Here is a 26999-nt window from a genome sequence, read left to right as displayed (position 1 = left end):
ACATCAGGCCGCGGGTCCCCGCCCCGGTCGACGGTTCGCCGCCAGCGTCAGTGTGCGGGCCCGCTGGGCGATCTCGTCCAGCCGCGCCGCCGGGCTGTAGACCGTCAGGGCGGAGCGCAGCTTGTCGAGGATCAGGGCGTCCGGCGTCGGCGCGGTCTCACCGTCGTACGCGAGTCCCGTCACGTCCTCTAGGCCGCTGAGCCGCAACTCCTCGACGCGCTCGGAGCGGAACACCCGCGAGCGCCGCAACGCGCCGCCCAGCGCGGAGAGCGCGACGCGCGTCCGGGCCAGCGGCGCCTCCGCGTCGACCGTGCGGATGTCGAGGAGGCCGTCGTCCAGCCGGGGCCGGTGCGTGAGCGCGAGGCCGTCCGGCACGTACTGCCCGTTGCCCGCGAAGAGCAGCCACAGAACGCGGTCGCGGCCGTCGAGCCGGACGCGCAGCGGTGCCGCGGTCCGCAGCACCTCGACGAACGACACGGCCGCCGCGGGCCACTTGCCGATGCGCCCCTCCAACTTCTCGCGCTTGTGCACGAGTTCCGGGTAGATGCCGATGCTGAAGGTGTTGACGAACCCGGCGACCTCCTCGCCCTCTCCGTCGCGCACCCGTGCCAGGTCGACGCGGACGGCCTCGCCCCGCGCGACGGCGTGCGCGGTGTCCTCGAAGGTGGGTGTGCCCACGTCCAGGGCGAAGTGGTTCAGGGTGCCACCGGGGAAGACCGCGAGCGCGAGCCCCGCATCCGCCGCGCGCCCTGCCGTGGCGTTCACCGTGCCGTCCCCGCCGCAGACGCCGAGCACCCCGGCCGCGCCGGTGGCCCGCGCCACCGCCTCGTCCAGGACCTCGCCGAGGTCGTCACCGGGACCGCACGCCACGATCTCGGCCTTCGGCAGCAGCAGCTCCAGATGCTCGCGCGCAGGCAGACGCCCCGGAACACCCTTCCCGGAACCGGAGTTGAGGACGACGACGAGCCCTTCGCCCTCGGGCAGCACGGGCGCCTTCACCCGGGTGCGGCGGAACTGGGCGGGCGAGGGGTGCGGCGGCCACCAGTAGCAGGTCACCGCGGCCGCCGCCGCGCCGAGCGCGCAGCCCGCGAGGACGTCACCGGGGTAGTGCACCCCCACGTACACCCGCGAGAACGCCACGGACGCGGCGACCGGCGCGAGCAGCGCGCCGTACCGGGGCGTCTCCAACGCCACTCCCACCGCGAACGCCGCCGCCGACGCGGCGTGCCCGGACGGGAACGAGGACGTCCACGGCGCCTTGGAGAGGCGTCGCATCGCGGGTACGGCGGTCAGGACGGGGCGGCGCCGGCGTACGGCGTACTTGGCCACGGCGTTCGTCGTCACCGAGGCCAGCGCGAGGGCGCCCACCCCGCGCCGCGCGGCGCGCCGGGCGGCGGGGCCCCCGACGACCGCGAGGGCGGCCGCCGTGCCGAACCAGAGGCGCCCGTGGTTCGCCGCCCTGCTCAGCGGCGGCAGTACCTGCTCCGCGCCCGCCAGCCGCGCCGACGCCACCCGTTCGAACCACCGCCGGTCGATGTCCCCGATCCGTCGCTTCATGGACACACTCGAGCAGGGCGACACGGCGGCGGCCCGTGATGCTCGTCCGAACGGGGTAGGTGGTTCAGTCTTGGGAGCGGCGCCCGCCTGCCGGGCGGCATCCGACCGTACGGACTCGACCGCTTCGACGCGTCCGCCGATCGCCTCGGCGCGTTCGCCGATCGCTTCGGCGCGTTCGCCGACCACTGAACAGGAACTCCAGGAGGTACACACCGTGCACGTCGACCTTTCCGGCAAGACCGCGCTCGTCACCGGGTCCACCCAGGGAATCGGCGCGGCGATCGCCGTCGGCCTGGCGCGGGCGGGCGCCGAGGTCGCGGTCAACGGGCGGTCCCGCGACTCCGTGGACGCCGCCGTCGACCGGCTCAAGGGCGAGTGCGACGGCGCCGGTTTCGTCGCGGCGCCGGGTGACCTCGCCACCGACGAGGGCGCGCAGCAGGTCTTCGAGGCCGTGCCGCGGGCGGACATCCTCGTGAACAACCTCGGCATCTTCGGCGCCGAGCCCGCCCTCGACATCACCGACGACGAGTGGCGCCGCTACTTCGAGGTCAACGTGCTGACCGCGGTGCGGATGATCCGCCACTATCTGCCGGGCATGAGGGACCGCTCCTGGGGCCGCGTCCTGAACATCGCCAGTGACTCGGCGCTCGTCACGCCCGCGGAAATGATCCACTACGGCATGTCGAAGACCGCGCTCCTCGCCGTGTCGCGGGGCTTCGCGAAGGAGGCGGCGGGGTCGGGCGTCACCGTCAACTCCGTGATCGCGGGACCGACGCACACCGGTGGCGTGGAGGACTTCGTCTACGAACTGGTCGACCGCGCGCTGCCGTGGGACGAGGCGCAGCGGAAGTTCATGACCGAGCACCGCCCCCAGTCGCTGATCCAGCGGCTCATCGAGCCGGAGGAGATCGCGAACATGGTCGTCTACCTCAGCTCACCGCTGGCGTCCGCGACGACGGGCGGCGCGGTGCGGGTGGACGGCGGTTACGTGGACTCGATCGTTCCGTAGACGGCCGTTTCGCGGTCGCGGTCGTTCTTGTAGGCGTGGGGGCGCGCCTTTGCCGGAACGGCAACGAACATCGTCCCGCCGCCGGCGCGCGCCGCATGCTCGGGGCAAGTCGTCGCCGGAACCCAGGAGTGCCCATGTCCCCCGCGCAGCAGCAGCCCTCCCCGTTGCCCCCGTTGCCCCCGTTGCCCCCGTTGTCTCCGTTGTCTCCGGGGGATCTGACCCACCGTCTGGTCCCCTCGCCCGCAGGCCGTGTCCACCTGGTGGAGCAGGGTGAGGGACCCCTCGTCCTGCTGGTGCACGGCTTCCCCGAGTCCTGGTACTCCTGGCGCCATCAGCTGCCCGCCCTGGCCGCGGCCGGGTACCGCGCGGTCGCCGTCGACGTGCGTGGCTACGGCCGTTCGTCGCGCCCCGCGGACATCTCCGCGTACCGGATGCTCGACCTGGTCGAGGACGGCGTCGCCGTGGTGCACGCGCTGGGCGAGGAGACCGCGGTGATCGTGGGGCACGACTGGGGCGCGACCGTCGCCGCGCATTCCGCGCTCGTCAGGCCGGACGTGTTCCGCGCGGTAGGCCTGCTGAGCGTCCCGTACACGCCGCCGGGCGGCCCGCGGCCGAGCGAGGTGTTCGCCGGGATGGGTGGGGACGAGGAGTTCTACGTCTCGTACTTCCAGGAGCCCGGCCGCGCCGAGGCCGAGATCGAGCCCGACGTACGGGGCTGGCTCGCCGGGTTCTACGCCGCGCTCTCCGCCGACACGATGCCGGGGCCCGACGCGCCGGACCCGCACTTCGTGAGCCGCGGCGGGCGGCTGCGGGACCGGTTTCCCGTGGTGGCGGCGGGCTCGGGTGCGCGGCTGCGACTGCCCTCCTGGCTCGACGAGCGGGACCTCGACGTCTACGCCGAGGAGTTCGAGCGGACCGGTCCGACCGGCGCGCTCAACCGCTACCGCGCCATGGACCGGGACTGGGAGGACCTCACGCCGCGCTTCGCGGGCGCCCCGATCCGACAGCCGTCCCTGTTCGTCGGGGGAGGCATGGACGCCTCGACCAGGTGGCTGGCCGACGCGATCAAGGCGTTCCCCGACACCCTGCCGGGCCTGCGCTCCTCGCACGTCCTCGACGGCTGCGGCCACTGGGTCCAGCAGGAGCGGCCCGACGCGGTCAACGGGCTTCTTACGGAGTGGCTCGGCGGCTTGGGAGACTGAAGGGCCGCGACGGGAGGGCTCGGTCGGGCGCGCGCTCAGCCCCGCTCACGGAAACGTGATCGCCGGGTCCACGGGCGTGAGGACCAGCCAGCGCAGCGCCGTGTCGCCGAAGCGTCCGTACGCCGCGACGCGCACGTCGACCGGGTCGGGCGCCACGAGCGGGAAGTACATGGGGAGCGGCGCGTCGTCGTGCGGCGCCCGGACGTCCGCCGTGTGATCCCACAGCTCGGCGACGCCCGGCTCGCGCCGCACGGTCCGCACCACGCCGTCCAGACGCTCGTTGTCCGGCCAGCGCTGCCAGGCCAGGCGCAGCCGACTGAGCAGCGGGCCCGCCCACCGCGTGTCCCAGTCGCGCAGCTGATACCGAGCCTCGCGCGAGAACGCCCAGGTCATGACGTTCGCGTCCGGACGGGCCAGCCAGGGGCAGTGGCGTGCCGCCACGGCGTTGACGGCGACCACGTCCCAGGCCTGGTCGCAGATCCAGCTCACCCGGCGCTGCTGGTGCAGCAGATCGAGCATCGCGTCGTCGGGCCGCGCGCTCCCGGCGCGGTAGCGGGGCGGCTGGTGGCCGGTGCCGCGGTGGAGGGCGGTCGCCTGACCGGGGGAGAGGTCCAGGATCCGTACGACGCCGTCGATCATCTCGCGCGCGTACTTGCGGTCCTCGCCCCGCTCCAGAGCGCGGTACCAGCGTTCGGAGACGCCGAGCAGCAGGGCCATGTCGAGCTGGGTGAGGTACGAACGGTGGCCGCGGAAAGGGACGGGGTCGGGGAGCAGAGCGGGGTCCCGCGCCATCCGCCACGCCCGCAGCATCCGCCCGAGGTCCTCGCGTCGCGCGTCCACCAAGTGTAAAGACCTCGCAAAGAAGGGGTTGTCGTACGGGGGTGCCGCGCGCCCTTCGCCGATCTCGGCCCGGGCCGGTGCACGGTGTCAGCCTCGCACACGGCGGCGGCGACCGGAACGTGAGCGTGCCGGTATTCGGGTGTGCCGACCTTGGCGCGGGGTGCGGAGGCATGGTGGGCGCGTCGCCGACCGGCACGGTCCGGAACTCGGAGGTTCCGGGTTCGGGTGCCGGGTCCCGTTCACGGGGTCCCGGCTGCGGTACCGCTGCCACCGCGTCGCCAACGCGTGTGTCAGCCGCCGTGTCGCCGACCGGTGTGCGGTGCGCCGCGGCCGACCGGCGCGTCAACCACCACGCGCCGCCCGGCGCGTCGGCCGTCCCGGATCAACCGTCGCCGCCGCCGACCTCCGCGTCAGCCGCCCCGTACGCCAGCCGCCACCAGCACACCCTTGGAGAGTTCACCGATGAGCCACTTCCTGCCGGAGACCGATGCCGTGCTGACCGCCGCCCGAGGGCTGGCCCTGGCGCACCCCGGCATGATCGAGGTCAACAGCAGCCCGCTCTACCTGCGGGCGCGCGACGCCGACCCGGCCCGCACGGTCGCCCTGGTCTCCGGCGGCGGCTCCGGTCACGAGCCGCTGCACACCGGCCTCCTGGGCCGGGGCGGCCTGGACGCCGTCTGCCCCGGCGAGATCTTCGCCTCCCCGCACAACCGGCAGATCTACGAGGCGAGCGCGGCGGCCGCGAAGAGCGGCGGCGTCCTGCACATCGTCAAGAACTACACCGGCGACGTGATCAACTTCCAGATCGCGGCGGAGCGGCTGCGGCACGACGGCATCCCCGTCGCCACCGTCCTCGTCGACGACGACCTGGCCACCGACAGCGCGGACAGCGCGACCGGCCGCCGGGGCACCGCCGCGACGGTCGTCGTCGAGAAGCTCCTCGGCGCCGCCGCCGACCGGGGCGCCACGCTGGAGGAGCTCACCGACCTCGGCCGCCGCGTCGCCGCCCGCTCCCGCAGCATCGCTGTCGCCGCCCGCGCCCAGACCTCGCCCACCACGGTGCACCCGGCCTTCGAGCTGGACGAGAACACCCTCGACTACGGCGTGGGCATCCACGGCGAGCGCGGCATCCGCACCATCGCCAGGCCCGCGACCGGCGACCTCGTCCGGCGCATGACCGACGACCTCCTGGACGCGCTGCCCGACGGGCCCGACGACGTGCTGGCCCTCGTCAACGGCCTCGGCGCCACCACCGAGCTGGAGCTCAACGCCATCGCGGTGCTCCTGAACGACGAGCTCACCGCCCGCGGCCTGCGCCCCGTCCTCGTCGTCCCCGGCACCTTCACCGCCGCCCTGGACATGGCCGGGTTCTCCCTCACCCTCACGCGGCTCGAAGAAGGCTGGGCCGACCTGTGGACCACCCCCACCCGGACCCCGCTCGTCCTGCCGCGCCCCGCCGAGGGTGCCGTCGGCGTAGAAAGCCTTGAGTCGCCCACGCGTACGCCCGCACGCACCCCCGCGTCCGCGCCGTCCGAGACCGGCGACCGCACCCTGCTCGACCGCTACGCGCTCACCGTCACGCAGGTCCGCGACAACCTCACCAAGCTCGACCAGCTCGTCGGCGACGGCGACTTCGGCGACAATCTCGCCGGGGGCGTGCGCCGCGCGGTGAAGCTGGCCGACGAGACCGGTATGGACGGCACGGCAGCGCTGGCCGACGCCTTCCTCAACGACGTAGGCGGCACCAGCGGCCCCCTGTTCGGCCTCCTCTTCCAGCACTTGGCCGCCGCCTCGCCCGCGGACGGCAGCGCCCCGAGCGCGGCCGCGCTCGCGGAGGCCGCGGAGGCCGGCCACGCCGCCATCCACCGGGTGGGCGGCGCGGTCCCCGGCGACTGCACGCTGGTCGACGCCCTCGCGCCCGCCGCCGAGTCCCTGGTCGCCGCCCGGGACGCGGACGCCCCCGAGGCGCCGCTGACCGAGGCCGCGCAGGCGGCCATCCGCGGCGCGCTCGCCACCGCGTCGCTGCGCCCCCGCCGCGGCCGCGCCAGCTACGTGGGCGACCACGCGCTCGGCGTGCCGGACCCCGGCGCCCTGGCCGTCGCGCTGCTCTTCATGGCCCTCGCGGACATCCACGAACCGGCCACGGCCCCGCGCCTGCCCGCACCCGGCCACATCACCGTCCTCTGAGCGATTCCCTGAACCGTCCTCAGTCTGGAGGCCGACGGCTTGGTGGTGGAACCGATGCGCACCCGCGTGACCGCAGGAGCGCATCGGTTCCACCACCTAATAGCGATATCAGTTTGCCTAAAAGCTTTAGGCAACTCCATAATTGTTTAGCCGGAGACGGGTGTGTAGAAGTTGTAGGAGTTACGGAGAAGGTCGAGGAAGGGGAACGTCATGGTGCGCGTAGGGCTGACCACGGAACGTCTGGTCCGGGCGGGAGCGGAGCTCGCGGACGAGGTCGGCTTCGAGCAGGTGACCGTCTCCGCGCTCGCCCGCCGCTTCGACGTCAAGGTCGCGAGCCTGTACTCGCACGTGAAGAACTCCCAGGACCTCAAGACGGGCATCGCCCTGCTCGCGCTCGCGGAACTCGCCGACCGTGGCGCCGACGCGCTCGCCGGACGGGCGGGCAAGGACGCGCTGGCCGCACTGGCGAACGTCTACCGCGACTACGCCGGGGAGCACCCCGGCCGGTACGCCGCGGCCCAGCTGCGGCTCACCCCCGAAGCCGCCGCCGCGAGCGCGGGCGGCCGGCACGCGGAGATGACACGCGCGATCCTGCGCGGGTACGAGCTGACGGAACCGGACCAGACGCACGCGGTCCGCCTCCTCGGCAGCGTCTTCCACGGCTACGTGAGCCTGGAGCTCGGGGGCGGGTTCAGTCACAGCGCACCCGACTCCGACGAGACATGGACGCGGGTCATTGATGCCCTTGACGCCCTGCTGCGCAACTGGCCCGAACCGGCCGTTTAATCCACACACTTGATCAACAGGTTGAGGCAATGCACACGAACGACACCGACACCGACACTGACCGCGACCGTGGCCACGATCACTCCTGGATCACCACCGACATCACCGTGGAGCTCCTGCGGGGCGCCCTTGACGTGGAGCGGACCGAGCACGGCGTACTGCCGCACCGGCTCCCCGCCCGGGCCCGCGCCCAGAACACCGACGGGCAGCTCGCCATGGCCGAGTCCCAGCCCTCCGGCGTACGGCTGGCGTTCCGCACCCGCGCCACCACGATCGAACTCGACACGCTGCCCACCAAGCGGTCGTACGTGGGCGCGCCGCCCCGCCCTGACGGCGTCTACGACCTGCTGGTCAACGGCCGCCCGGCCGGTGCGACGACGGTCGAGGCGGGGCACGTCCTGACCATCGACATGGCCGCGGGCACCGCCGAACGCAGCTCCGGAGAGCCCGGTACCGCACGCTTCGCCGGACTGTCCGACACCATGAAGGACGTCGAGATCTGGCTGCCGCACAACGAGACCACCGAACTCATCGCGCTGCGCACCGACGCGCCCGTGGAGCCCGCGCGAGACCCCGGCCGCAAGGTCTGGCTGCACCACGGCAGTTCGATCAGCCACGGCTCCGACGCCGCGAGCCCCACCACGATCTGGCCCGCGCTCGCCGCCTCGCACGGCGGTGTGGAGCTGATCAATCTGGGCCTGGCGGGCAGCGCCCTGCTCGACCCGTTCACCGCCCGTGCCTTGCGGGATACCCCCGCCGACCTGATCAGCGTCAAGCTCGGCATCAATGTGGTCAATGCCGACGTGATGCGGCTGCGTGCCTTCGCGCCCGCGGTGCACGGGTTCCTGGACACCATCCGTGAGGGGCACCCGGAGACGCCGCTCCTGGTCGTCTCGCCCATCCTGTGCCCCATCCACGAGGACACCCCCGGCCCCAGCGCGCCGGACTTCAGCGACTTCGGAGAGGGGCGCCTCCGGTTCACCGCGATGGGCGACCCGGCGGAGCGGGCGGGCGGGAAGCTCACCCTCAACATCATCCGCGACGAACTCGCCCGCATCGTGAAGCAGCGCTCGGCCGACGACCCGAACCTGCACTACCTCGACGGCCGCGACCTCTACGGCCCCGCGGACGCCACCGGCCATCCGCTCCCCGACGACCTCCACCCGGACGCCGGGACCCACCGCCTCATGGGCGAACGTTTCGCGGCGAAGGTCTTCACGGCGGGCGGGGCTTTCGGCGGCTGAGTGGGCCGTAACCCTTGCGACTTCACGAACTGACGGTTAGTCATATGACTAACCGTCATGCGCAACTCTCCCTCTGGAGGGCACGTGAAGTTCTCCGTGATATTCGAGGCCCAGCTCGCCGATCCGACCGTCGAGCGGGAGCATCAGGTCATCCACGACAGCGTCGAACAGGCCGTGCTCGCCGAGGAGATGGGGTTCGACCGCGTCTGGGCGGTCGAGCACCACTCCCTCAAGTGGTACGCGCACATGAGCGCGCCGGAAATCTTCCTGACCTGGGTCGCGGCGCGCACGAGCACCATCAGGGTCGGGCACGGCGTCGTCTGCATGCCGTTCAACTTCAACCACCCGGCACGGGTCGCCGAGCGCGCCGCCATGCTGGACCTGCTCTCGGGCGGACGGCTCGACCTCGGCGCGGGGCGCGGCGGCACGGAGCAGGAGACGTCGCTCTGCGGAGTGGACAGGGAACGTACGACCCAGGAGGTCGAGGAAGCGCTCCGCGTCATCGGGAAGGCCTGGGAGAAGGAAGAACTGGAGCATCACGGCGAGCTCCTCGACATCGGACCGCACCCGATCCTCCCGCGGCCGAAGCAGACCCCGCACCCACCGCTCTTCCTCGCCTGCAGCAGGACCGAGACCCTCACGCAGGCGGCCGAACTCGGCATCGGCGCTCTGGTGATGGGCTTCGCCGGGCCCGAGTCGATCGCCGCGATGCGGCAGGCGTACGACGCGGCGGTCGCGGCCCGCACCGGCGCGCGCTTCGTGTCGGGCGCCGTCAACGACCACTTCTCCGTGCTCTGCCCGACGATCGTGCTCGACGACCGGGAGGCCGCGCGGCGCGTCGGCATCCGCGGCCAGCGGTTCTTCGCGCAGTCCATCGGCCACTGGTACGGGGGTGCGGGGCTCCCCGACGAGGCGGTCGTGGAGGGCGGTGACGAGGCCGCCGAGATGCGGAAGGCCGCCGAGCAGGTCGTCGCGCGCCTGCACGAACAGAACATTCCGGTACGCCCCACCTCGACGGCCACGTTCAACACCGACCACGCCTACGGCACGGCGGATGACGCCATCGCCTACGTGGAACGCCTGCGCGACGCGGGAGCCGACGAAATCATGTGCCTCATCCAGATGGGCACGGTTCCCCAGGAGGCCTGCCTGGAGACGCTGCGACAGTGGGGCGAGAAGGTCATCCCCTACTTCCGCGCCCAGGAGGCGGGACCGATCTGATGCGACGACCCGCCCCGGACCGGCCTGCCCCCGCCCCCCTCGCCTCCGCCCCCCTCGCCCCCTACGCCCGCCCCCTCGTCGACGCCCTCACGGACGCCTTCCCCGACCTCGGCGGTGCCGTCACCGATGCCGGTGAGGCGCGTCGGATCCTCGCCGCCGCGTCCGTTCCGCGAAAGGCGCCGCCTGCCGTCGGGACCGTCGTGGACCGGACCATCCCCGGGCCACCGGGCGCGCCCCGGCTCCCCGTACGCCTCTACATGCCGGACCCGAAGACGGACTCGCGCCCGGCCGCGCCACGCCCCACCGTCGTCTTCTTCCACGGTGGTGGTTACGCCCTCTGCGGGCTCGACTCCCACGACGCCACCGTGCGTGCGCTCGCCGCCCGTTCCGGAGCCGTCGTGGTCTCCGTCGCGTACCGGCTCGCGCCCGAGCACCGGTTTCCCGCGGCCGTCGACGACGCGTACGCGGCGCTCTGCTGGGCGGCGGGGGAGAGCGCCGCGCTCGGCGGCGATCCGGATGCCGTCGTCACCGCGGGGGACAGCAGCGGAGGCGGGCTCGCCGCCGCCGTGGCGCTGCGGGCCAGGGACGAGGGCGGCCCCGCCATCGCGTTGCAGGTGCTGCTCTACCCCCTCCTGGACGCCGCCCAGGACACCACCTCGTACCGCGAGAACGCGCACGGCTACTTCCTGACCGCCGCGCACCTGCGCTGGTTCTGGCAGCAGTACCTCGGCGCCGATGGCCAGGGCGAGCACCCTCATGCCTCACCGTCGCGCGCCGCCGACCTCCACGGCCTGCCGCCCGCGTACATCGTCACCGCGGGCTGCGACCCGCTGCGCGACGAGGGGCTCGCCTACGCGGCCCGCCTGCGCGCGGTCGGCGGGCAGGTCACCACCGACCACCACCCGCACATGTTCCACGGCTTCCTCGGCTTCCCCGAAGTTCTCCCCGACGCGGTGCGGGCGATGACCGGTGCGGCAGAAGCGATCGGGTCGACAGGAGGCCGCAGGAAAAACGGCGGCGGATGTGGGGGTGGCGCAGGATAATTTCCGGAGACCCCTCTTGTCGCGGAGAACCTCACCCGCATACGGTGTTCTAACGTGAGGTTCTCCCGTGGAGGATGGGACATGACGGAAATTCTTGTGCAGTCGGGTATCGAGGGTGCGGTTCCTTCCGCTGCTGGGCGGGTGGTGGACCACCCCGCGTGGCCGGTGCTCAAGGACGCCGTGGAGGACATCCGGCCCTGGCAGTCCGCGGACGGCTCCATCGACTTCGAGGCGGACGGCGCCCCGGCCAAGGGCATCGCCGAACTCGCCGTTGACCGTGTGATCTCGGCGGTCGAGGAGCTCTCCCCGCTCCTCCCGCACGACGCCGCGTACCACCGCGCGCTCGTCGCCGACCTGCGCCGCTGGGCCGGGACGGGCTTCCAGGTGCCCGACTTCCTCGACTCGCTGCTCGCCTTCCAGCCCGCCGCGCACCGCGAGGACGGCCTGCAGCACCTGGTCGTCTTCCCGATGTACACGCAGAACGGCAACCCCGACCGCAACCTCGAAGCGGTCGTGCTGCGCATGGTCTGGCCCGAGTGGCTGGCCGAACTCGAGCGCACGCGCTACGACAACCCGCTGTTCTGCGGCATCACCTTCGAGGACTTCACCGCCGGGTACGACACGAACTCGGCCGTCCTCTTCCCCGAGACCATCGCCGTGCGCGAGGCCCCCGAGCGATTCTCCTGGGGCGGCATCTTCTGCGACCGCGAGGCCGCCCGCTTCCGCCGCGTCACCGAGGCCGCCGTGGACCTCCTCGGTCTTGAACTGCCCGACGACATCCGCGAGATGGTCGGCGACCAGGACCGCTGCCAGCAGGCGTTCGTCCTGTGGGACATGGTCCACGACCGCACCCACAGCCACGGCGACCTGCCGTTCGACCCCTTCATGATCAAGCAGCGCCAGCCGTTCTGGATGTACGGCCTCGAGGAGCTGCGCTGCGACCTCACCGCCTTCAAGGAGGCCGTGAAGCTGGAGGCCGAAGGCGTCCCGCAGGCACGCGACGTGCAGTACGCCGTGCTCTTCGACCGGATGTTCCGCTTCCCGGTCACCGGCGACCGCGTCAAGAACTACGACGGGCTCGGCGGCCAGCTCCTCTTCGCGTACCTCCACAAGCACGACGTGGTCCGCTGGACCGACAACCAGCTCAGGATCGACTGGGAGCGCGCGCCGGAGGTCACCAACCAGCTGTGCGGCGAGATCGAGGACCTGTACCGCGCGGGCATCGACCGCCCGAAGCTGGTCCACTGGTTCGCCGCCTACGACCTGGTGTCCCGCTACCTCGCCCCGCACCCCGGATCGCGCTGGGCCAAGGGCCCCGACGCCCTGGACACCTCGCTGCCGCCGCGCAAACTGGTGGACGAGGTGCTTCCCGACGAGTTTCCGCTCAGCATGTTCTATGAGGCGCTCTCCAAGAAGCTGAAGCACGTGATCGCCTCCACCAAGGGGATCACTGCTACCTCGGGCGCCGAGAAGGCCGCCGCGTGAGCGGCCGCCAGGAGGAGGCGAGGACCATGTCCGCACTCGATGGAGCCGTGGTCGCGGTGGCCGGAGCGGCCGGACCCGCAGGGCGCGCCACCCTGCTCAGGCTGGCCGAGGCCGGAGCCACCGTCGTGGCATCCGACGCCGACGCCGCGCGCCTGGCCGAAGCGGTGGACGCCGCCCGGTACGCGCACGGAGGGGCCACCGTCATCGGTGACACCGTCGACCTCCTCGACCTGGACGCCACCCGGGAGTGGGCGGCGCGCACGGAGAAGGAGTTCGGCCGCGTCGACGGCCTGGTCCACCTCGTGGGCGGCTGGCGCGGCAGCAAGAACTTCGCCGAGACCGACCTCGCCGACTGGGACCTCCTCGAGAAGCTCCTGATCCGCACCGTGCAGCACACCTCCCTCGCCTTCGAGGGCGGCCTGCAGCGCAGCGACCGCGGGCGCTACCTGCTCATCAGCGCCGCGGGCGCCTCCAAGCCGACGGCGGGCAACGCCGCGTACTCCGCGTCGAAGGCGGCGGCCGAGGCCTGGACGCTCGCGCTCGCCGACGCCTTCCGCAAGGCGGGGGGCGAGGACGGGCCGCGTGCGGCGGCTGCGATCCTGGTGGTCAAGGCGCTGGTGCACGACGCGATGCGCGCGGAGCGGCCCAACGCGAAGTTCGCGGGCTTCACGGACGTCAAGGATCTGGCCGATGCGGTCGCCGGCGTCTGGGAGAAGTCCGCAGGAGAAGTGAACGGAAACCGTCTGTGGCTGACCGAGAAGCCGTGACCGTACGCGACACGACCGGTCGTGACCGAGAAGCCGTGAATCCGCCGAAGACCGACGCCCGCCGCCACCACGACCCGGACGTGCGCGGTTTCGCCAGCGACAACTACGCGGGCGCCCACCCCGAGGTCATGGCGGCCCTCGCGCTCGCCAACGGCGGTCACCAGATCGCGTACGGCGAGGACGACTACACGGCCAACCTCCAGCAGGTGATCCGCGGCCACTTCGGACCCACCGCCGAAGCGTTCCCGGTGTTCAACGGCACGGGCGCCAACGTCGTCGCGCTCCAGGCGGTCGCCGACCGCTGGGGCGCGGTGATCTGCGCCGAGTCCGCGCACATCAACGTGGACGAGGGCGGCGCGCCCGAGCGCATGGCGGGCCTCAAGCTGCTCACCGTGCCCACCCCGGACGGCAAGCTCACCCCCGAGCTGATCGACAAGCAGGCGTTCGGCTGGGACGACGAGCACCGGGCCATGCCGCAGGTCGTCTCGATCGCGCAGAACACCGAACTGGGCACGCTCTACACGCCCGACGAGATCCGCGCGATCTGCGACCACGCGCACCAGCTGGGCATGAAGGTGCACCTCGACGGCTCCCGGATAGCCAACGCCGCGGCTGCCCTGGACGTCCCCATGCGGACGTTCACGAACGCCGTCGGCGTCGACATCCTGTCGCTGGGCGGCACGAAGAACGGCGCGCTGTTCGGCGAGGCCGTCGTCGTCATCAACCAGGACGCCGTCCGGCACATGAAGCACCTGCGCAAGATGTCGATGCAGCTCGCTTCGAAGATGCGCTTCGTCTCGGTGCAGTTGGAGGCCCTGCTCAGCAAGGACCTGTGGCTGCGCAACGCGCGTCACGCCAACGAGATGGCGCAGCGCCTCGCGGAGGGCGTCCGCTCCGTGCACGGCGTGGAGATCCTCTACCCCGTGCAGGCCAACGCGGTCTTCGCCCGCCTCCCGCACGACGTGAGCGAGCGCCTGCAGAAGCGGTACCGCTTCTACTTCTGGGACGAGGCCGCGGGCGACGTCCGCTGGATGTGCGCGTTCGACACGCGCGAGGACGACGTCGACGGGTTCCTCGCGGCGCTCAAGGAGGAGATGGCTCGCTGAGCCGCCGCTCACCGAGCAGGGCCGCATACTTATACGCCCGACCGTAAAGTCATTGACGTACGGTCGGGCGTATTCCTATGCTCCCGTGGCATGCGGCTGACCCAGGAAAAACCCGACCTGTCTGCGTACTTGGCGGCGGACGAGATCGTCGACCACCACCATCCACTGGTCCGGGAGGTGGCGGCCGGTCTCGCAAAAGCATCCGCCGATACGTACGCCTACGCGCGCGCCGCCTTCGAGTACGTGCGCGACGCCATCCCGCACTCGCAGGACGCGGGCCGCATGGAGGTCACCTGGCGCGCCTCCGACGTCCTGCGTGAACGCACCGGCATCTGCACCGCCAAGTCCCACGCCCTCGCCGCCCTGCTGCGCGCCGAGGACATCCCCACGGGGTTCTGCTACCAGCGCCTGCGGGACGACAACACCAGCGGCTACTCCCTGCACGGCCTCGTCGCCGTACGGCTCGACGGCGCCTGGCACCGGCAGGACCCGCGCGGCAACATCCCGGCCGGCGTCGACGCGCAGTTCCGGATCGGCGCGGAGCAGCTGGCCTGGCCCGTGGACCCGGAGTCCAACGAAGTGGACTACCCGGTCCTCTATGCTGAACCGAGCCCCGTGGCCCTCCGTGCGCTCAAGGAAGCCCGGGACCGGCACCACCTCTGGCAGATATACCCCTCAGAACTGTGAGGCACGACGGACCATGACCCTCCACCTGACCGTCTCCGACGAGGTCCGCGCCCTCGCGCCCGACTTCACCCACGTCGTCATCGAGGCCCGCGGGCTCGTCAACGGACCCGGCACGGACGCCACCGAGGCCCTCCTCGACGACGCGACCCGCCGCCTCGCCGCACGGCTCGAAGGACGCGCCCCGCACGAGGACCCGCACATGGCCGCCTGGCGCGCCGCGTACACGGCCTTCGGCGCGAAGCCCTCGCGCACCCGCAACTCCGCCGAGGCGCTCGCCAAGCGCGCCCTCGCGGACGGCGGACTGCCGCGCATCAACCTGCTCGTCGACCTCTACAACGCCGTCAGCGTCGCCCATCTGATCCCGGTCGGCGGTGAGGACCTGGACCGGATCAAGGGCGGCATGCGGCTGGTGCGGGCCACCGGCGACGAGGACTTCGTGTCCGTCGCCGCCGGGGAGCGCGTCGTCGAGCACCCCGACGCGGGCGAGGTGGTCTGGTGCGACGACGAGGGCGTCACGTGCCGCCGCTGGAACTGGCGCCAGGGCCCGCGCACCCGCCTCACCGAGGAGTCGGTCGACGCGATCTTCCTGCTGGAGGGCATGGGCCCGGACGCGGGCCTCGACGCGGCGGGCGCGGAACTGGCCGGGCTTCTCGCGAAGTTCAGCCCCGGCGCGGACATCACCCTGCGCTGAGAGGCGCGACCGAGGGCCGCGGCCGTCAGCCCGCCTCGGTGGCCTTTACCTCGGCGGGGGTCGGCGCCGTGCCGCCGAGGTGCGCGGGCATCCACCAGGTGTCGTCCGGCCCCTTGGGACGTACGGGATAGGCGCGCTGCGCGGCCTCGAGGAGCTCCTGGCAGCGCTCGCGCAGCCGCCGGGTGATCGCACCCGCGAACTGGTCCTTCGGCGCCTCCACCGGCTCGCCGACCCGGATCGTGATCGGCAGGTGGCTGCGCTTGAAGTTGCGCGGCTTGCCCTTGGTCCACAGCCGCTGCGTGCCCCACAGGGCCATCGGGATCAGCGGCACGCCGGCCTCCTGGGCCAGTCGCGCGGCACCCGACTTGAACTGCTTCAGGGTGAACGACTGCGAGATCGTCGCCTCGGGGAAGACGCCGATGATCTCCCCGGAGCGCAGCGAGTCCAGCGCGTGCGCGTAGGCCGTTTCGCCCTGCTCGCGGTCGACCGGGATGTGCTTCATCCCGCGCATCAGCGGGCCGGAGATCTTGTGCCGGAACACCGACTCCTTCGCCATGAACCGCACCACACGCTTCTGCGGCAGGGCGGCGAGGCCGTCGAAGATGAAGTCGAGGTAACTGATGTGATTGCTCACCAGAACCGCGCCGCCGGAGCGTGGGATGTTCTCCGACCCCTTGCAGTCGATCTTGAGGTCCCATGCCTTGAACAGCGTTTTCGCGGCACCGATGACGGGACGGTAGACAAGCTCTGCCATGGGTGGGAAGGGCCCTTCGTTTCCTGCCTGGGGAGGGGGTCCCGGCATCAAGTTACGCAGCCGTAGGTTTTTCGGCGTTGCGCAGATCGTGCCCCATCAACGGACGGCTGACCAGCCTTGGTGCCGCCGATACGGGAGATTCTCGTCACGTCGGAATCATTCGGGGCGCATGCACGCTGTACTACGGAGCGCATTGGTGCGGGAATGGCGAGGGAAGAGGTGTACGTGCGGGGACAGGAGGCCAGGCGCGGGCTCGGCGTGGCGGACATCGGGCGGCTGGGGGAGCGGGCGACGCTCGTGCAGTTCTCCAGCGCCTTCTGCCAGCCTTGTCGCGCGACGCGCAGAGTGCTCGCGGATGTGGCCGGAATGGTCCCCGGCGTGACCCACGTGGAGATCGACGCCGAGGCCGAGCTCGATCTCGTACGGGAACTGCGCATCCTCAAGACACCCACCGTGCTCGTCCTCGACGCCGCCGGCCACGTGGTCCGCCGCGCCGTCGGGCAGCCCCGCAAGGCCGATGTGATCGCGGCCCTCGGCGAGGCCGTATGACGGGCCGACCCGCAGGTCACGGCGGGCGGAGGGGCCCCGCGACAGTGATCCTTCTTTCATATTCCGAAACGGACTTGACTGCACGCGGCATCTATCGCGAGCCTGCTTTCATGCCCCGGGACCTCCTTCTGTACGAGCGCGTTCACGTGGACCTCGGCCGCCACGCCAGCGCCCGCTGTCCGCAGTGCTGAGCAACGACGCCTCCGCTCGCACCTCCGGCAACCCCCGGCAGAAGGACAACTCGATGACGGCATCGCCTGCCCTCAGCACGCCCCGGCTCGCCACCCCCGATCTGCTGCGCTCGGTCTTCCGGCAGCACGCCGCGGGGGTCGCGGTGATCACCGCCGCGCACGGCTCCCGCCCCGTCGGCTTCACCGCCACCTCGCTCGCCTCGGTCTCCGCCGAGCCCCCGATGCTCTCGTTCGGCATCGGCACCGGCTCCTCCTGCTGGCCCGCGGTCTCCGAGGCCGAGCACGTCGGCGTCCACATACTCGGCGAGCACCAGCAGGGCCTCGCCGCCACGTTCGCCCGCAGCGGAGCGGACCGCTTCGGCCCGCCCACGCAGTGGCGCGAGGGCCCCGAAGGAGTTCCCGTCCTCGACGGCGCGCTCGCCTGGCTGGTCTGCCGGATCGTGGCGCGCGTGCCCGCGGGCGACCACCGCATCGTGCTCGCGCAGGCCGTCGTCGGCGACGGTGCGGAGGAGGGGCGCCCGCTCCTGTACCACCACGGGCGCTTCAACGCGTTGCGGGACTGAAAGTTCCCGTCGGGCGGGCGCGCGGGCCGATAACGGAGCGTTGGGAAGGTCACAGTTCAAAGCGCTTGCTCAGCGGGAATGAACTGGGTGTACTCATGAGTAATATTTCGGTGGGAGCGCGGTCCGCCCCGACCGGGATCCGCCGCTTCAGGCGCCTATGCTGCCTGCAAGAAGGCAGTAGCCATAAGCCAAGGCAGCAGCCCAGTAAAGACGATGCAGTAGGAGAGCCGGCGTGAGCTTGAGGATCGTTGTCTGTGTGAAGTACGTGCCCGACGCCACCGGCGACCGGCACTTCGCCGATGACCTGACCGTCGACCGCGACGACGTCGACGGCCTCCTTTCGGAGCTCGACGAGTACGCGGTCGAGCAGGCACTGCAGATCGCCGACGAGGCGGACGACGCGGAGATCACCGTGCTGACCGTCGGCCCCGAGGACGCCAAGGACGCGCTGCGCAAGGCGCTCTCCATGGGCGCCGACAAGGCCGTCCACGTCGAGGACGACGACCTGCACGGCACCGACGTGATGGGCACCTCGCTGGTGCTCGCCAAGGCCATCGAGAAGACCGGTTACGACCTGGTCATCGCCGGTATGGCCTCGACCGACGGCACCATGGGCGTGCTGCCGGCGATCCTCGCGGAGCGCCTCGGTGTCCCGCAGGTCACGCTGCTCTCCGAGGTCTCCGTGGCGGACGGTGTCGTGAAGGGCCGCCGTGACGGCGACACCGCCAGCGAGCAGCTCGAGGCGTCCCTGCCGGCCGTCGTGTCCGTGACGGACCAGTCGGGCGAGGCCCGCTACCCGTCCTTCAAGGGCATCATGGCCGCCAAGAAGAAGCCGGTGGAGTCGCTCGACCTGGACGACCTGGACATCGACGCCGAAGAGGTCGGCCTCGAGGGTGCCTGGACCAAGGTCGACTCCGCCGCCGAGCGTCCGGCCCGCACGGCCGGCACGATCGTCAAGGACGAGGGCGAGGGCGGCAAGCAGCTCGCCGCCTTCCTTGCGGAGCAGAAGTTCATCTGAGCTTCAGTCACCCCTCAACCGCCCAACTTCTTCGTAACTGCAGGAGATTGAAGTCCCATGACTGAAATTCTCGTCTACGTCGACCACGTGGACGGCGCCGTCCGCAAGCCCACCCTTGAGCTGCTGACCCTGGCCCGCCGCGTCGGCGAGCCCGTCGCCGTCGCCCTCGGCTCCGGTGCCGAGGCCACCGCCGCCACGCTCGCCGAGCACGGCGCCGTGAAGGTCCTCACCGCCGACGCCCCCGAGTTCGCCGACTACCTCGTCGTACCGAAGGTGGACGCGCTCCAGGCCGCGTACGAGGCCGTCTCCCCGGCCGCCGTGCTCGTCCCGTCCTCCGCCGAGGGCAAGGAGATCGCGGCCCGCCTCGCGGTCCGCATCAAGTCCGGCATCATCACGGACGCCGTCGACCTCGAGGCCGGCGACGAGGGTCCGGTGGCCACGCAGTCCGCGTTCGCCGCCTCGTACACCACCAAGTCCCGTGTCTCCAACGGCACCCCGGTCATCACGGTCAAGCCGAACTCGGCCGCCGTGGAGGCCGCCCCGGCCGCGGGCACCGTCGAGGCCCTCACGGTCTCGTTCTCCGAGAAGGCCACCGGCACCAAGGTCGTCTCGCGCACCCCGCGCGAGTCGACGGGCCGCCCCGACCTCACCGAGGCCGCCATCGTGGTCTCCGGCGGCCGCGGCGTCAACGGCGCCGAGAACTTCTCGATCATCGAGGACCTCGCCGACTCGCTCGGTGCCGCCGTGGGCGCCTCGCGTGCCGCGGTCGACGCCGGCTGGTACCCGCACTCCAACCAGGTCGGCCAGACCGGCAAGTCGGTCTCCCCGCAGCTGTACATCGCGTCCGGCATCTCCGGCGCGATCCAGCACCGCGCCGGCATGCAGACGTCGAAGACCATCGTGGCCATCAACAAGGACGCCGAGGCCCCGATCTTCGACCTGGTCGACTACGGAGTGGTCGGCGACCTCTTCGACGTCGTCCCGGCGCTGACCGAAGAGGTCAAGACCCGCAAGGGCTGACCCCGGCGACCCGACGAGGCCCTCGCACCGCACCACGCGGCGCGGGGGCCTCGGCGCGTCACAGCGTCAGGCTCGCCTGCACCGGCAGATGGTCGCTCGGAAACTGCCCGTCCAGCGCGAACGTGTTGATCGTCGCCTCGTGGACGCGCACGCCCGGTGTCGCCAGGATCCAGTCGATGCGGTCGCCGTCGGGGGTGAGGGGCTTGTAGCCGTGGAACGTGGCGTACGCCTTGCTCCGCCGGTCCGCCGCGTCCCAGCTGTCGACGAGACCGGCGCCGAGCAGCGTGTCGTACACCGGATTCTTGTGCGCGGCCACATTGAAGTCGCCCGTCACGACGAGCGGCAGGGACCGGTCCAGGCGGGCGAGGCGCTCGACGATCAGTTGGGCGCCGCGCGCGCGTGCGGACTGGGACGCGTTGTCGAGGTGCGTGTTGAGCACGTACAGCTCGTCGTCCGTGCGCAGGTCGTGGAAGCGGACCCAGGTGACCATCCGGATGGAACCGCCGCCCCAGGTGTTGGAGCCGATCACCTCCGGGGTGTCGGAGAGCCAGTAGTGGTCGTACTCGACCGGGGCGAGTCTGCGGGTGTCGTAGAAGACGGTCATGAACTCGTCGCGGCTGCCGCCCGCGCGGCCGGTGCCGATCCAGTCGTAGTGCGGGCCGAGGTCCGCCGCGATGTCCCGCACCTGCTGGTAGAGCCCCTCCTGGGTGCCGACGATGTGCGGCCTGGTGCGGCGCAGGAGCTCACGGGTCACCGGACGGCGGTCGGCCCAGGTGTTCGGCGGTGTGGCGCTCGCGTAGCGGAGGTTGAACGACATGACCTCCAGGCGGCGGCCCGGGCGCTGCACGGCGTGCGCGGGCGCGGCGGCCAGCGCGGTGGTGAGCAGGGGGAGGGCGGCGGCTGCGGCGAACGCCGTCCGCAGGCCGGAACGGCGCGTGACGCGGGGATCGGTCGGCACACGGTCTCCTTCGGTTCGGGGCGCGCGGTCAGGATGGGGTGCGCGCGTACGGCTGCGTAAGCAGGATCTGAGACAGCGGCAGAAGAATCCGGGACCGGCGTGAACTCCTGTGGTCGTGGACCGGTCTACGGCGGGTCTGCGACGGGTCCACCACACGAGAGGGTGTTGACCAGCACGAAGGTCACGGATAACTTCGCTATGCGGAGTACTGATTCCGTGTAGCGGAAATGCCGGGCGCGGCACCGAGCGTGTGGAGGATGCAGGAATGGGTCAGCAAGAGAAGGTGGCGACGAGCCTCGCCGGCGCGGTCAGCGACGGCATCAGCGCTTCCCTCGCCCCGGTGGACGCGGAGCTCGAGCGCCGCTATCCCGGCGACCCAGGCACCCGCCAGCCCGTCCACACCGTGTACGTCCCCGGGGAGCGGTTCGCCGCCGACTCGATCCGCACCTGGGGCGACGAGGCCCTGGCGATGCTCGACGAGCACGCCCCGGACGCCGCCTCCTTCGCCGCCGTCCTCGGCCTGGGCGACGACCTCGCCGAAGCCGTCTACACGCGCGTGCGCACCAAACTGGAGCGCGAGCCCGTTGAAGACCTGCGCATCGACTTCGAGGACGGCTACAAGGGCGCCGACGAGGACCAGGACGCCGCCCGCGCGGCCCGCCTCGTCGCCGAGGCCTACAAGAACGGCACCGCCGCCCCGTACATGGGCATCCGTATGAAGTGCATGGAAGAGGCGGTGCGCGCCCGCGGCATCCGCACCCTCGACATCTTCCTGTCCGGCCTCATGGAGGCCGGCGGCCTCCCCGACGGACTCGTCCTGACCCTGCCCAAGGTCACGTACCCCGAACAGGTCACCGCGATGGTGCGCCTCCTGGAGGAGTTCGAGAAGGCCCGCGGCATCGAGCGCGGCCGCATCGGCTTCGAGATCCAGATCGAGACCAGCCAGTCCATCCTCGCCACCGACGGCACCGCCGCCGTGGCCCGCATGATCCAGGCCGCCGAGGGCCGCGCCACAGGACTGCACTACGGCACCTTCGACTACAGCGCCTGCCTGCACGTGAGCGCCGCCTACCAGGCCAGCGACCACCCGGCCGCCGACCACGCCAAGGCCGTCATGCAGGTCGCCGCCGCGGGCACCGGAGTACGCGTCTCGGACGGCTCCACCAACGTCCTGCCCGTCGGCCCCACCGCGAAGGTCCACGACGCCTGGCGGCTGCACTACGGCCTCACCAGGCGCGCCCTGGCCCGCGCCTACTACCAGGGCTGGGACATGCACCCGGGCCACATCCCCACGCGCTACGCCGCGGTGTTCGCGTTCTACCGCGAGGGCTTCGAGGCGGCAGCCGCCCGCCTGGCCGCCTACGCGGGCCACCACGAGGGCGGCGACGTCGCCGACGAGCCCGCCACCGCCAAGGCCCTCGCCGGCTACCTGCTGCGCGGCCTGGACTGCGGCGCCCTCGACGCGGGTGAGGTCACCCGCCTCACCGGCCTCACCCTGGCCCGCCTCCAGGGCTTCGCGGGACCGCGCCGCGGCGACCTGACGAAGTCCGGCAAGTAGCGGCGTGCCAGGTCGGTAACAGCAGACACTGACAGTCACTGCTGCCCCGTAGTCTGTACGCCACGGAAAGTGGTGTGACAGGAACGGGGCAGCGGTGTTTTCGGGGGATCAGGAACAGACGGGCGAGGCGGGCAGACTCCTCGCCGGGCGCTACCGCGTCGTGGCACAGCTCGGCCGGGGCGGCATGGGCGTCGTATGGCGCGCCGTCGACGAGGTATTGCACCGCGAAGTCGCGGTCAAGGAACTCCGCACGTATACGGACGCGGCGGGCCCCGAACTGGCCGACCTGCGCCTGCGCATGCAGCGCGAGGCCCGCGCGGCCGCCCGCGTGCGCCACCCCGGAGTCGTCGCCGTGCACGACGTCACGGAGGTCGACGGACGGCCCCTCATCGTCATGGAGCTCGTCGACGGCCCCTCCCTCGACGACGTGCTGCGCGACCGGGGCGCCCTCGCCCCCCGCGAAGCCGCCGACATCGGAGCCAAGGTCATGGACGCCCTGGCCGCCGCCCACCGCGTCGGCGTCCTGCACCGCGACGTGAAGCCCGGCAACATCCTCCTGGAGACCGGCGGCCGCGTCGTCCTCACCGACTTCGGCATCGCCACGATGGAGGACCCGAACGACGGCTCGGCCACGCACCTCACCCGCAGCGGCGAACTGGTCGGCTCCCTCGACTACTTGGCGCCCGAGCGAGCCCAGGGACACGACCCGGGCCCCGCCTCCGACGTCTGGGCCCTCGGCGCCACGCTGTACGCGGCGGTGGAGGGCTCATCACCCTTCCGGCGTACGTCCACGTGGTCCACGCTCACCGCGATCGTGGTCGACCCGCTGCCCGAGCCACGGCGCTCGGGGCCACTGACCCCCGTACTCCAGCAGCTGATGAACAAGGACCCGCAGGCACGCCCCGACGCGGACGCGGCGCGGCTGCTGCTGGCCGGGGTGGCGGCCGCGGAGCCCGCGGGCACGGGATCGCCCGCCCCGGCGCCCTACGGGCCGACGGAGCGCAGCATCCCCACCGCACCGCCGCCGGGCTTCGGCCCGCCGCCGGCGGTGGCGCAGTCGCCCCAGGCACCCGCCCCGTCGCCGAGTCCTGCGTCGCCGAGCCGTGCGGAGACCCGCGCCGAGACGCGCTCCACCCAGCGCCGCCCGCGCCGTGGACGCGCGCTGCTGGCCGCCGCTGCCGTCGCCGTCGTCCTCACGGCGACCGGAGCCACGGTGGCCGTCCTCAACGGCAAGGAAGACGAGGGGAACCAGGCCCGGGAAGGCACGTCATCCGCAGGCGCGGGGTCGAACGACGACGACGGCAGCCGCGGCCCCCTCGGCGGTGAGTCGGAGCGGCCCAAGCCGTCGGGGCAGGGCGACGAGAAGCCCCGCAAGCCGCGCACGAAGCCCTCCGACGACGCGAAGGACGCCGACAAGAGGGACGGGACCGGCAAGGACGACAAGGACGCGTCCGACCGGGACGCCGACAAGAGCAAGGACGGCGGCAAGACCCCGTCCCGCCCCGACGCCACCACCAAGCCGACCGAGGGCGGCTCCGCGCCGGACCCGGTCTGCCACCCGGCGGGCGGCGGCAAGTACAACTGCGACGTGTGGCGCACCGCGAGCTCGTACACCGCGGGCGGCGCCCGGGTCGGCACGCTCAACGCGGGCACCAACTATTTCTACTGCCAGCAGAACCTGGGCCGTCGCGAGACGTCGGGCCAGTGGACGAACGTCTGGTGGGCCAAGACGGACGACGACAGCGGCAACACGAACGTCTTCGTCAGCGACGTCTACTTGAAGGGCGGCGACAACGACAAGCCGCTGCCCGGACTGCCGGTCTGCTGATGAGCGAAACGCTGTACGCCCGCGTCCGGGCCGCCACGGCGGACACGTCGTACCGGCTGCAACGCACCGGGCGCGGCTTCGACATGACCGTGGACGTCCCACAGGTGGGCCGAAACACCACACAGGTGCACACGTACCGCGTCGAACTGCACCCGCGTGAGAAGACCTTCACCATGACGGACATCATCCGCACCCAGGAAAGGGGCGCGTTCGGGACATCGAGCCACACGGTGGAGCGCGGCCGCGCCGGATACCGCACCTGGGGCCGCTCCCTGGACGGCAGCGAGCGGACCTCGTTCTCCTCCGCCGACGGCCACCGGCTGATCCGGGGCGCGGCGCAGGAACTGGGCTGGGAGGAGCTCCGCCCCGCCTCGGAGAAGACGGCGCTCATCGCCGGAGCGATCGGCGGCCTGATAGCCGTCGGCACGCTCATCGCGTGCGCCGTGGTCTTCTTGCTCTGAACGCTCTGAACGCTTACAACGCGTCGGGTCCCTGGGTCTAGCGGCCGGCGGGCGGCAGTTCCCCCGACCCGCGCGTGATGAGCCGCGTCGGCAGCTCGACCCGCTCCGGGGCCTCCGACACACCGTCGAGCTGCCGGAACAGGCGTTCCGCCGCCGTCCTGCCCAATTGCGCCGCGTCCTGCGCGACGACGGTCACGCCGGGGCTCAGCAGATCCGCGAGCTCGATGTCGTCGAAGCCGACGAGCGCCACGGGACGGTCGAGCGAGGCCAGAACGCGTACGACCGTCACCGTCACCCGGTTGTTGCCCGCGAACACCGCCGTCACCGGTTCCGGACCGCTCAGCATCGTCTCGGCCGCCAGGCGGACCCGCTCCGGATCGGTGACGCCGAGCGACACCCACGCCTCGTCGACGGAGATCTCCGCGTCCTCCATCGCCGCGCGGTAACCGCGCAGGCGTTCTATGGCGGTGTGGATGCGCGGCTGGTCGCCGATGAAGCCGATGCGGCGGTGACCGTGGGCGATGAGGTGCGCGACGCCGTCCCGCGCGCCGCCGAAGCTGTCGGAGAGCACCACGTCGGCGTCGATCTTCCCGGCGGGCCGGTCGACGAAGACGGTGGCGACACCGGCGGCGATCTCCGGCTCCAGATAACGGTGGTCGTCCCCGGCCGGAATCACCACGAGCCCGTCGACGCGCCGCGCGCACAGCGCGAGCACCAACTCCTGTTCGCGGTCCGGGTCCTCCGCGCTCGACCCGTTGATGAGCAGCGCGCCGTGCGCCCGCGCGACCTCCTCGACGGCACGGCTCAGCGGACCGTAGAAGGGGTCGGCCAGATCCTCCAGTACGAGGCCGATGCTGGCGGTGCGCCCTTTGCGCAGCACGCGCGCGCTGTCGTTGCGGCGGAAGCCCAGCGCGTCGATGGCCTCCTGCACGCGGCGCTCGGTGTCGGGGGTGACGCCCGGTTCACCGTTCACGACGCGTGAGACGGTCTTCAGGCCGACCCCCGCGCGCGCGGCGACGTCCTTCATGGTCGGCCGGTTGCCGTAACGGTTCTCGGGTCGTCGGGCGGCGGTCTCGGCCACGGTGCGCTGTCCTGTCCTGTCGTCCATGAGGTCGTTCATGAGGTGGTCCATGAGCATGTGGCGTCGAGCATAGGGCCTGGACAACGTTGTCAGATGCAAGGGAGACTGACCTTCGCACTCTCCGGCCTGCCGATACACCAGGAGACCCGACACAGATGCACATGGACCTCGTCGCCGCACTCGACATCGGCGGCACCAAGATCGCCGGAGCCCTGGTGGACGGGCGCGGCCGTATCCTCCTGCGCGCACAGCGGCCGACGCCCGCGCGTGAGGACGGCGACACGGTGATGCGGGCGGCCGAGGAGGTCCTCGGCGAGCTGACCTCCGGTGAGCTGTGGGGGCGCGCGACAGCCGTGGGCATCGGCAGCGCGGGCCCCGTGGACGCCTCCGCGGGCACGGTCAGCCCGGTCAACGTTCCCGGCTGGCGCGGCTATCCGCTGGTCGACCGCGTCCGCGCGGCGACCGGCGGGCTCCCCGTCGTCCTGGTGGGTGACGGCGTGGCCATGACCGCCGCCGAGCACTGGCAGGGCGCGGCGCGTGGCCACGACAACGCGCTGTGCATGGTCGTGTCGACGGGCGTCGGCGGCGGCCTCGTTCTCGGCGGCAAGCTGCACGCCGGTCCCACGGGCAACGCGGGCCACATCGGCCACATCAGCGTGGACCTCGACGGCGACGCCTGCCCGTGCGGTGCGCGGGGCTGTGTCGAGCGGATAGCGAGTGGCCCGAACATCGCGCGCCGCGCCATCGAGGGCGGCTGGCTCCCGGGCGCCGACGGCGACACGTCGGCGGCCGCGGTGGCGAGCGCCGCCCGTGCCGGGGACCCCGTGGCGCTCGCCTCGTTCGAGCGGGCGGCGCAGGCGCTGGCCGCCGGGATCGCCGCCACGGCCACCCTCGTCGAGATCGACATCGCGGTGATCGGCGGGGGAGTGGGCAAGGCGGGCGACGTGCTCTTCACGCCACTGCGCCGCGCCCTGCGGGACTACGCCACGCTGTCCTTCGTACGCCAACTCACCGTGGCGCCCGCGCTGATGGGCACGGACGCGGGGCTGGTGGGCGCGGCCGCCGCCGCACTCGACCTGGAGCCGAGCGCGGCGGTGCGGATGGGGAGTGCGGTCGGGGGCTGACAGCTGGGGTCACGACACAGGCGCTGAGGGCCGGGGCCATGGCACAGACGCTGAGGGCCGAAGTCATGG

General features: G+C 72.0%; 25 protein-coding genes. 20 read left to right on the top strand and 5 right to left on the bottom strand.

The annotated features are described in order from the left end of the window. Nucleotides 1–3 precede the first annotated feature (3 nt). The gene (locus tag NOO62_RS05735) at nucleotides 4–1557 is read right to left on the bottom strand and encodes a bifunctional phosphatase PAP2/diacylglycerol kinase family protein (RefSeq protein ID WP_268769817.1); all 1554 of its coding nucleotides are present in this window, start codon (nucleotides 1555–1557) and stop codon (nucleotides 4–6) included. Nucleotides 1558–1771: 214 nt separating this feature from the next. Between NOO62_RS05735 and NOO62_RS05730 the strand changes: the two genes are divergently transcribed. Both NOO62_RS05730 and NOO62_RS05725 read left to right on the top strand, forming a co-directional pair. Then, nucleotides 1772–2566 (top strand): SDR family NAD(P)-dependent oxidoreductase, encoded by a 795-nt coding sequence (locus tag NOO62_RS05730; protein WP_268769816.1) that lies wholly within the window; start codon nucleotides 1772–1774, stop codon nucleotides 2564–2566. A 134-nt stretch (nucleotides 2567–2700) separates the two neighbouring features. Then, entirely contained in the window at nucleotides 2701–3768 is a 1068-nt protein-coding gene (locus NOO62_RS05725) for an alpha/beta fold hydrolase (protein ID WP_268769815.1), read from the top strand. Nucleotides 3769–3813: 45 nt separating this feature from the next. Here NOO62_RS05725 and NOO62_RS05720 read toward each other — a convergent pair whose 3' ends face one another. Next, nucleotides 3814–4608 (bottom strand): helix-turn-helix domain-containing protein, encoded by a 795-nt coding sequence (locus NOO62_RS05720; protein ID WP_268769814.1) that lies wholly within the window; start codon nucleotides 4606–4608, stop codon nucleotides 3814–3816. 462 nt (nucleotides 4609–5070) lie between these two features. Between NOO62_RS05720 and NOO62_RS05715 the strand changes: the two genes are divergently transcribed. The 10 genes from NOO62_RS05715 to NOO62_RS05670 all read left to right on the top strand — a co-directional run bounded on the left by NOO62_RS05715 (nucleotide 5071) and on the right by NOO62_RS05670 (nucleotide 15825). Beyond that, complete coding sequence (locus NOO62_RS05715) at nucleotides 5071–6795, top strand: dihydroxyacetone kinase family protein (RefSeq protein WP_268769813.1); 1725 nt, start codon at nucleotides 5071–5073, stop codon at nucleotides 6793–6795. 210 nt (nucleotides 6796–7005) lie between these two features. After that, nucleotides 7006–7581 carry a TetR/AcrR family transcriptional regulator gene (locus NOO62_RS05710; protein ID WP_268769812.1) on the top strand — a complete coding sequence of 192 codons (576 nt, stop codon included), beginning with the start codon at nucleotides 7006–7008 and terminating at the stop codon, nucleotides 7579–7581. Between the two features lie 29 nt (nucleotides 7582–7610). Beyond that, entirely contained in the window at nucleotides 7611–8825 is a 1215-nt protein-coding gene (locus NOO62_RS05705; protein WP_268769811.1) for a GDSL-type esterase/lipase family protein, read from the top strand. 84 nt (nucleotides 8826–8909) lie between these two features. Further along, entirely contained in the window at nucleotides 8910–10046 is a 1137-nt protein-coding gene (locus tag NOO62_RS05700; protein WP_268769810.1) for an LLM class flavin-dependent oxidoreductase, read from the top strand. Next, a complete protein-coding gene (locus NOO62_RS05695; RefSeq protein WP_268769809.1) occupies nucleotides 10046–11089 on the top strand; it encodes an alpha/beta hydrolase in 1044 nt (347 codons plus the stop codon). Before NOO62_RS05700 ends, NOO62_RS05695 begins: the two co-directional genes overlap by 1 nt. An 81-nt stretch (nucleotides 11090–11170) precedes the next feature. Further along, entirely contained in the window at nucleotides 11171–12574 is a 1404-nt protein-coding gene (locus tag NOO62_RS05690) for a DUF6421 family protein (protein WP_268769808.1), read from the top strand. A 26-nt stretch (nucleotides 12575–12600) separates the two neighbouring features. Beyond that, nucleotides 12601–13341, top strand: a complete 741-nt coding sequence (locus NOO62_RS05685; RefSeq protein ID WP_268769807.1) for an SDR family NAD(P)-dependent oxidoreductase — start codon at nucleotides 12601–12603, stop codon at nucleotides 13339–13341. A 35-nt stretch (nucleotides 13342–13376) separates the two neighbouring features. Beyond that, nucleotides 13377–14447: a threonine aldolase family protein gene (locus tag NOO62_RS05680; RefSeq protein WP_268775480.1), complete on the top strand. Its 1071-nt coding sequence runs from the start codon at nucleotides 13377–13379 to the stop codon at nucleotides 14445–14447. Nucleotides 14448–14537: 90 nt separating this feature from the next. Continuing rightward, nucleotides 14538–15134 (top strand): transglutaminase-like domain-containing protein, encoded by a 597-nt coding sequence (locus tag NOO62_RS05675; protein WP_268769806.1) that lies wholly within the window; start codon nucleotides 14538–14540, stop codon nucleotides 15132–15134. 13 nt (nucleotides 15135–15147) lie between these two features. Beyond that, nucleotides 15148–15825, top strand: coding sequence for a B3/4 domain-containing protein (locus NOO62_RS05670; RefSeq protein ID WP_268769805.1), 678 nt, complete (start codon nucleotides 15148–15150; stop codon nucleotides 15823–15825). A 25-nt stretch (nucleotides 15826–15850) separates the two neighbouring features. Here NOO62_RS05670 and NOO62_RS05665 read toward each other — a convergent pair whose 3' ends face one another. Then, complete coding sequence (locus NOO62_RS05665) at nucleotides 15851–16579, bottom strand: lysophospholipid acyltransferase family protein (RefSeq protein ID WP_268769804.1); 729 nt, start codon at nucleotides 16577–16579, stop codon at nucleotides 15851–15853. A gap of 204 nt (nucleotides 16580–16783) precedes the next feature. Between NOO62_RS05665 and NOO62_RS05660 the strand changes: the two genes are divergently transcribed. The 4 genes from NOO62_RS05660 to NOO62_RS05645 all read left to right on the top strand — a co-directional run bounded on the left by NOO62_RS05660 (nucleotide 16784) and on the right by NOO62_RS05645 (nucleotide 19920). Beyond that, on the top strand, nucleotides 16784–17128 hold the full coding sequence (locus tag NOO62_RS05660) for a thioredoxin family protein (protein ID WP_268769803.1): 345 nt from the start codon (nucleotides 16784–16786) through the stop codon (nucleotides 17126–17128). A 244-nt stretch (nucleotides 17129–17372) separates the two neighbouring features. Beyond that, nucleotides 17373–17882 carry a flavin reductase family protein gene (locus NOO62_RS05655; protein WP_268769802.1) on the top strand — a complete coding sequence of 170 codons (510 nt, stop codon included), beginning with the start codon at nucleotides 17373–17375 and terminating at the stop codon, nucleotides 17880–17882. Nucleotides 17883–18114: 232 nt separating this feature from the next. Next, a complete protein-coding gene (locus NOO62_RS05650; protein WP_268769801.1) occupies nucleotides 18115–18900 on the top strand; it encodes an electron transfer flavoprotein subunit beta/FixA family protein in 786 nt (261 codons plus the stop codon). A 57-nt stretch (nucleotides 18901–18957) separates the two neighbouring features. Next, entirely contained in the window at nucleotides 18958–19920 is a 963-nt protein-coding gene (locus NOO62_RS05645; RefSeq protein WP_268769800.1) for an electron transfer flavoprotein subunit alpha/FixB family protein, read from the top strand. A gap of 58 nt (nucleotides 19921–19978) precedes the next feature. Here NOO62_RS05645 and NOO62_RS05640 read toward each other — a convergent pair whose 3' ends face one another. Then, nucleotides 19979–20878, bottom strand: a complete 900-nt coding sequence (locus NOO62_RS05640) for an endonuclease/exonuclease/phosphatase family protein (RefSeq protein WP_268769799.1) — start codon at nucleotides 20876–20878, stop codon at nucleotides 19979–19981. Between the two features lie 265 nt (nucleotides 20879–21143). On the opposite strand from NOO62_RS05640, the gene NOO62_RS05635 reads away from it, so the two are divergent. The 3 genes from NOO62_RS05635 (at nucleotide 21144) to NOO62_RS05625 (ending at nucleotide 24725) form a co-directional block, all read left to right on the top strand. Further along, nucleotides 21144–22436 carry a DUF6986 family protein gene (locus NOO62_RS05635; protein ID WP_268769798.1) on the top strand — a complete coding sequence of 431 codons (1293 nt, stop codon included), beginning with the start codon at nucleotides 21144–21146 and terminating at the stop codon, nucleotides 22434–22436. Between the two features lie 94 nt (nucleotides 22437–22530). Continuing rightward, entirely contained in the window at nucleotides 22531–24264 is a 1734-nt protein-coding gene (locus tag NOO62_RS05630) for a serine/threonine-protein kinase (protein WP_268769797.1), read from the top strand. Next, nucleotides 24264–24725 (top strand): hypothetical protein, encoded by a 462-nt coding sequence (locus NOO62_RS05625; protein ID WP_268769796.1) that lies wholly within the window; start codon nucleotides 24264–24266, stop codon nucleotides 24723–24725. The genes NOO62_RS05630 and NOO62_RS05625 overlap by 1 nt, the downstream gene beginning before the upstream one ends. Nucleotides 24726–24762: 37 nt before the next feature. Here NOO62_RS05625 and NOO62_RS05620 read toward each other — a convergent pair whose 3' ends face one another. Beyond that, nucleotides 24763–25833 (bottom strand): LacI family DNA-binding transcriptional regulator, encoded by a 1071-nt coding sequence (locus tag NOO62_RS05620; RefSeq protein WP_268775479.1) that lies wholly within the window; start codon nucleotides 25831–25833, stop codon nucleotides 24763–24765. 128 nt (nucleotides 25834–25961) lie between these two features. Between NOO62_RS05620 and NOO62_RS05615 the strand changes: the two genes are divergently transcribed. After that, complete coding sequence (locus tag NOO62_RS05615; protein ID WP_268769795.1) at nucleotides 25962–26930, top strand: ROK family protein; 969 nt, start codon at nucleotides 25962–25964, stop codon at nucleotides 26928–26930. Nucleotides 26931–26999 lie beyond the last annotated feature (69 nt).

Source organism: Streptomyces sp. Je 1-369 (assembly GCF_026810505.1).
Taxonomy (GTDB): Bacteria; Actinomycetota; Actinomycetes; order Streptomycetales; family Streptomycetaceae; genus Streptomyces.
The sequence above is the reverse complement of the archived record's forward strand: the minus strand, read 5'-3'. Positions and strand labels throughout refer to the sequence as shown.

Excerpts from the sequence above, each read along its gene's own strand:
- NOO62_RS05675 (WP_268769806.1), top strand. The coding sequence starts at position 14,538 with ATGCGGCTGACCCAGGAAAAACCCGACCTGTCTGCGTACTTGGCGGCG.
- NOO62_RS05725 (WP_268769815.1), top strand. The coding sequence starts at position 2,701 with ATGTCCCCCGCGCAGCAGCAGCCCTCCCCGTTGCCCCCGTTGCCCCCG.
- NOO62_RS05695 (WP_268769809.1), top strand. The coding sequence starts at position 10,046 with ATGCGACGACCCGCCCCGGACCGGCCTGCCCCCGCCCCCCTCGCCTCC.
- NOO62_RS05690 (WP_268769808.1), top strand. The coding sequence starts at position 11,171 with ATGACGGAAATTCTTGTGCAGTCGGGTATCGAGGGTGCGGTTCCTTCC.
- NOO62_RS05665 (WP_268769804.1), bottom strand. The coding sequence starts at position 16,579 with ATGGCAGAGCTTGTCTACCGTCCCGTCATCGGTGCCGCGAAAACGCTG.
- NOO62_RS05620 (WP_268775479.1), bottom strand. The coding sequence starts at position 25,833 with ATGGACGACAGGACAGGACAGCGCACCGTGGCCGAGACCGCCGCCCGA.
- NOO62_RS05645 (WP_268769800.1), top strand. The coding sequence starts at position 18,958 with ATGACTGAAATTCTCGTCTACGTCGACCACGTGGACGGCGCCGTCCGC.
- NOO62_RS05670 (WP_268769805.1), top strand. The coding sequence starts at position 15,148 with ATGACCCTCCACCTGACCGTCTCCGACGAGGTCCGCGCCCTCGCGCCC.
- NOO62_RS05715 (WP_268769813.1), top strand. The coding sequence starts at position 5,071 with ATGAGCCACTTCCTGCCGGAGACCGATGCCGTGCTGACCGCCGCCCGA.
- NOO62_RS05685 (WP_268769807.1), top strand. The coding sequence starts at position 12,601 with ATGTCCGCACTCGATGGAGCCGTGGTCGCGGTGGCCGGAGCGGCCGGA.
- NOO62_RS05660 (WP_268769803.1), top strand. The coding sequence starts at position 16,784 with ATGGCGAGGGAAGAGGTGTACGTGCGGGGACAGGAGGCCAGGCGCGGG.
- NOO62_RS05635 (WP_268769798.1), top strand. The coding sequence starts at position 21,144 with ATGGGTCAGCAAGAGAAGGTGGCGACGAGCCTCGCCGGCGCGGTCAGC.
- NOO62_RS05615 (WP_268769795.1), top strand. The coding sequence starts at position 25,962 with ATGCACATGGACCTCGTCGCCGCACTCGACATCGGCGGCACCAAGATC.
- NOO62_RS05655 (WP_268769802.1), top strand. The coding sequence starts at position 17,373 with ATGACGGCATCGCCTGCCCTCAGCACGCCCCGGCTCGCCACCCCCGAT.
- NOO62_RS05705 (WP_268769811.1), top strand. The coding sequence starts at position 7,611 with ATGCACACGAACGACACCGACACCGACACTGACCGCGACCGTGGCCAC.
- NOO62_RS05735 (WP_268769817.1), bottom strand. The coding sequence starts at position 1,557 with ATGAAGCGACGGATCGGGGACATCGACCGGCGGTGGTTCGAACGGGTG.
- NOO62_RS05710 (WP_268769812.1), top strand. The coding sequence starts at position 7,006 with ATGGTGCGCGTAGGGCTGACCACGGAACGTCTGGTCCGGGCGGGAGCG.
- NOO62_RS05625 (WP_268769796.1), top strand. The coding sequence starts at position 24,264 with ATGAGCGAAACGCTGTACGCCCGCGTCCGGGCCGCCACGGCGGACACG.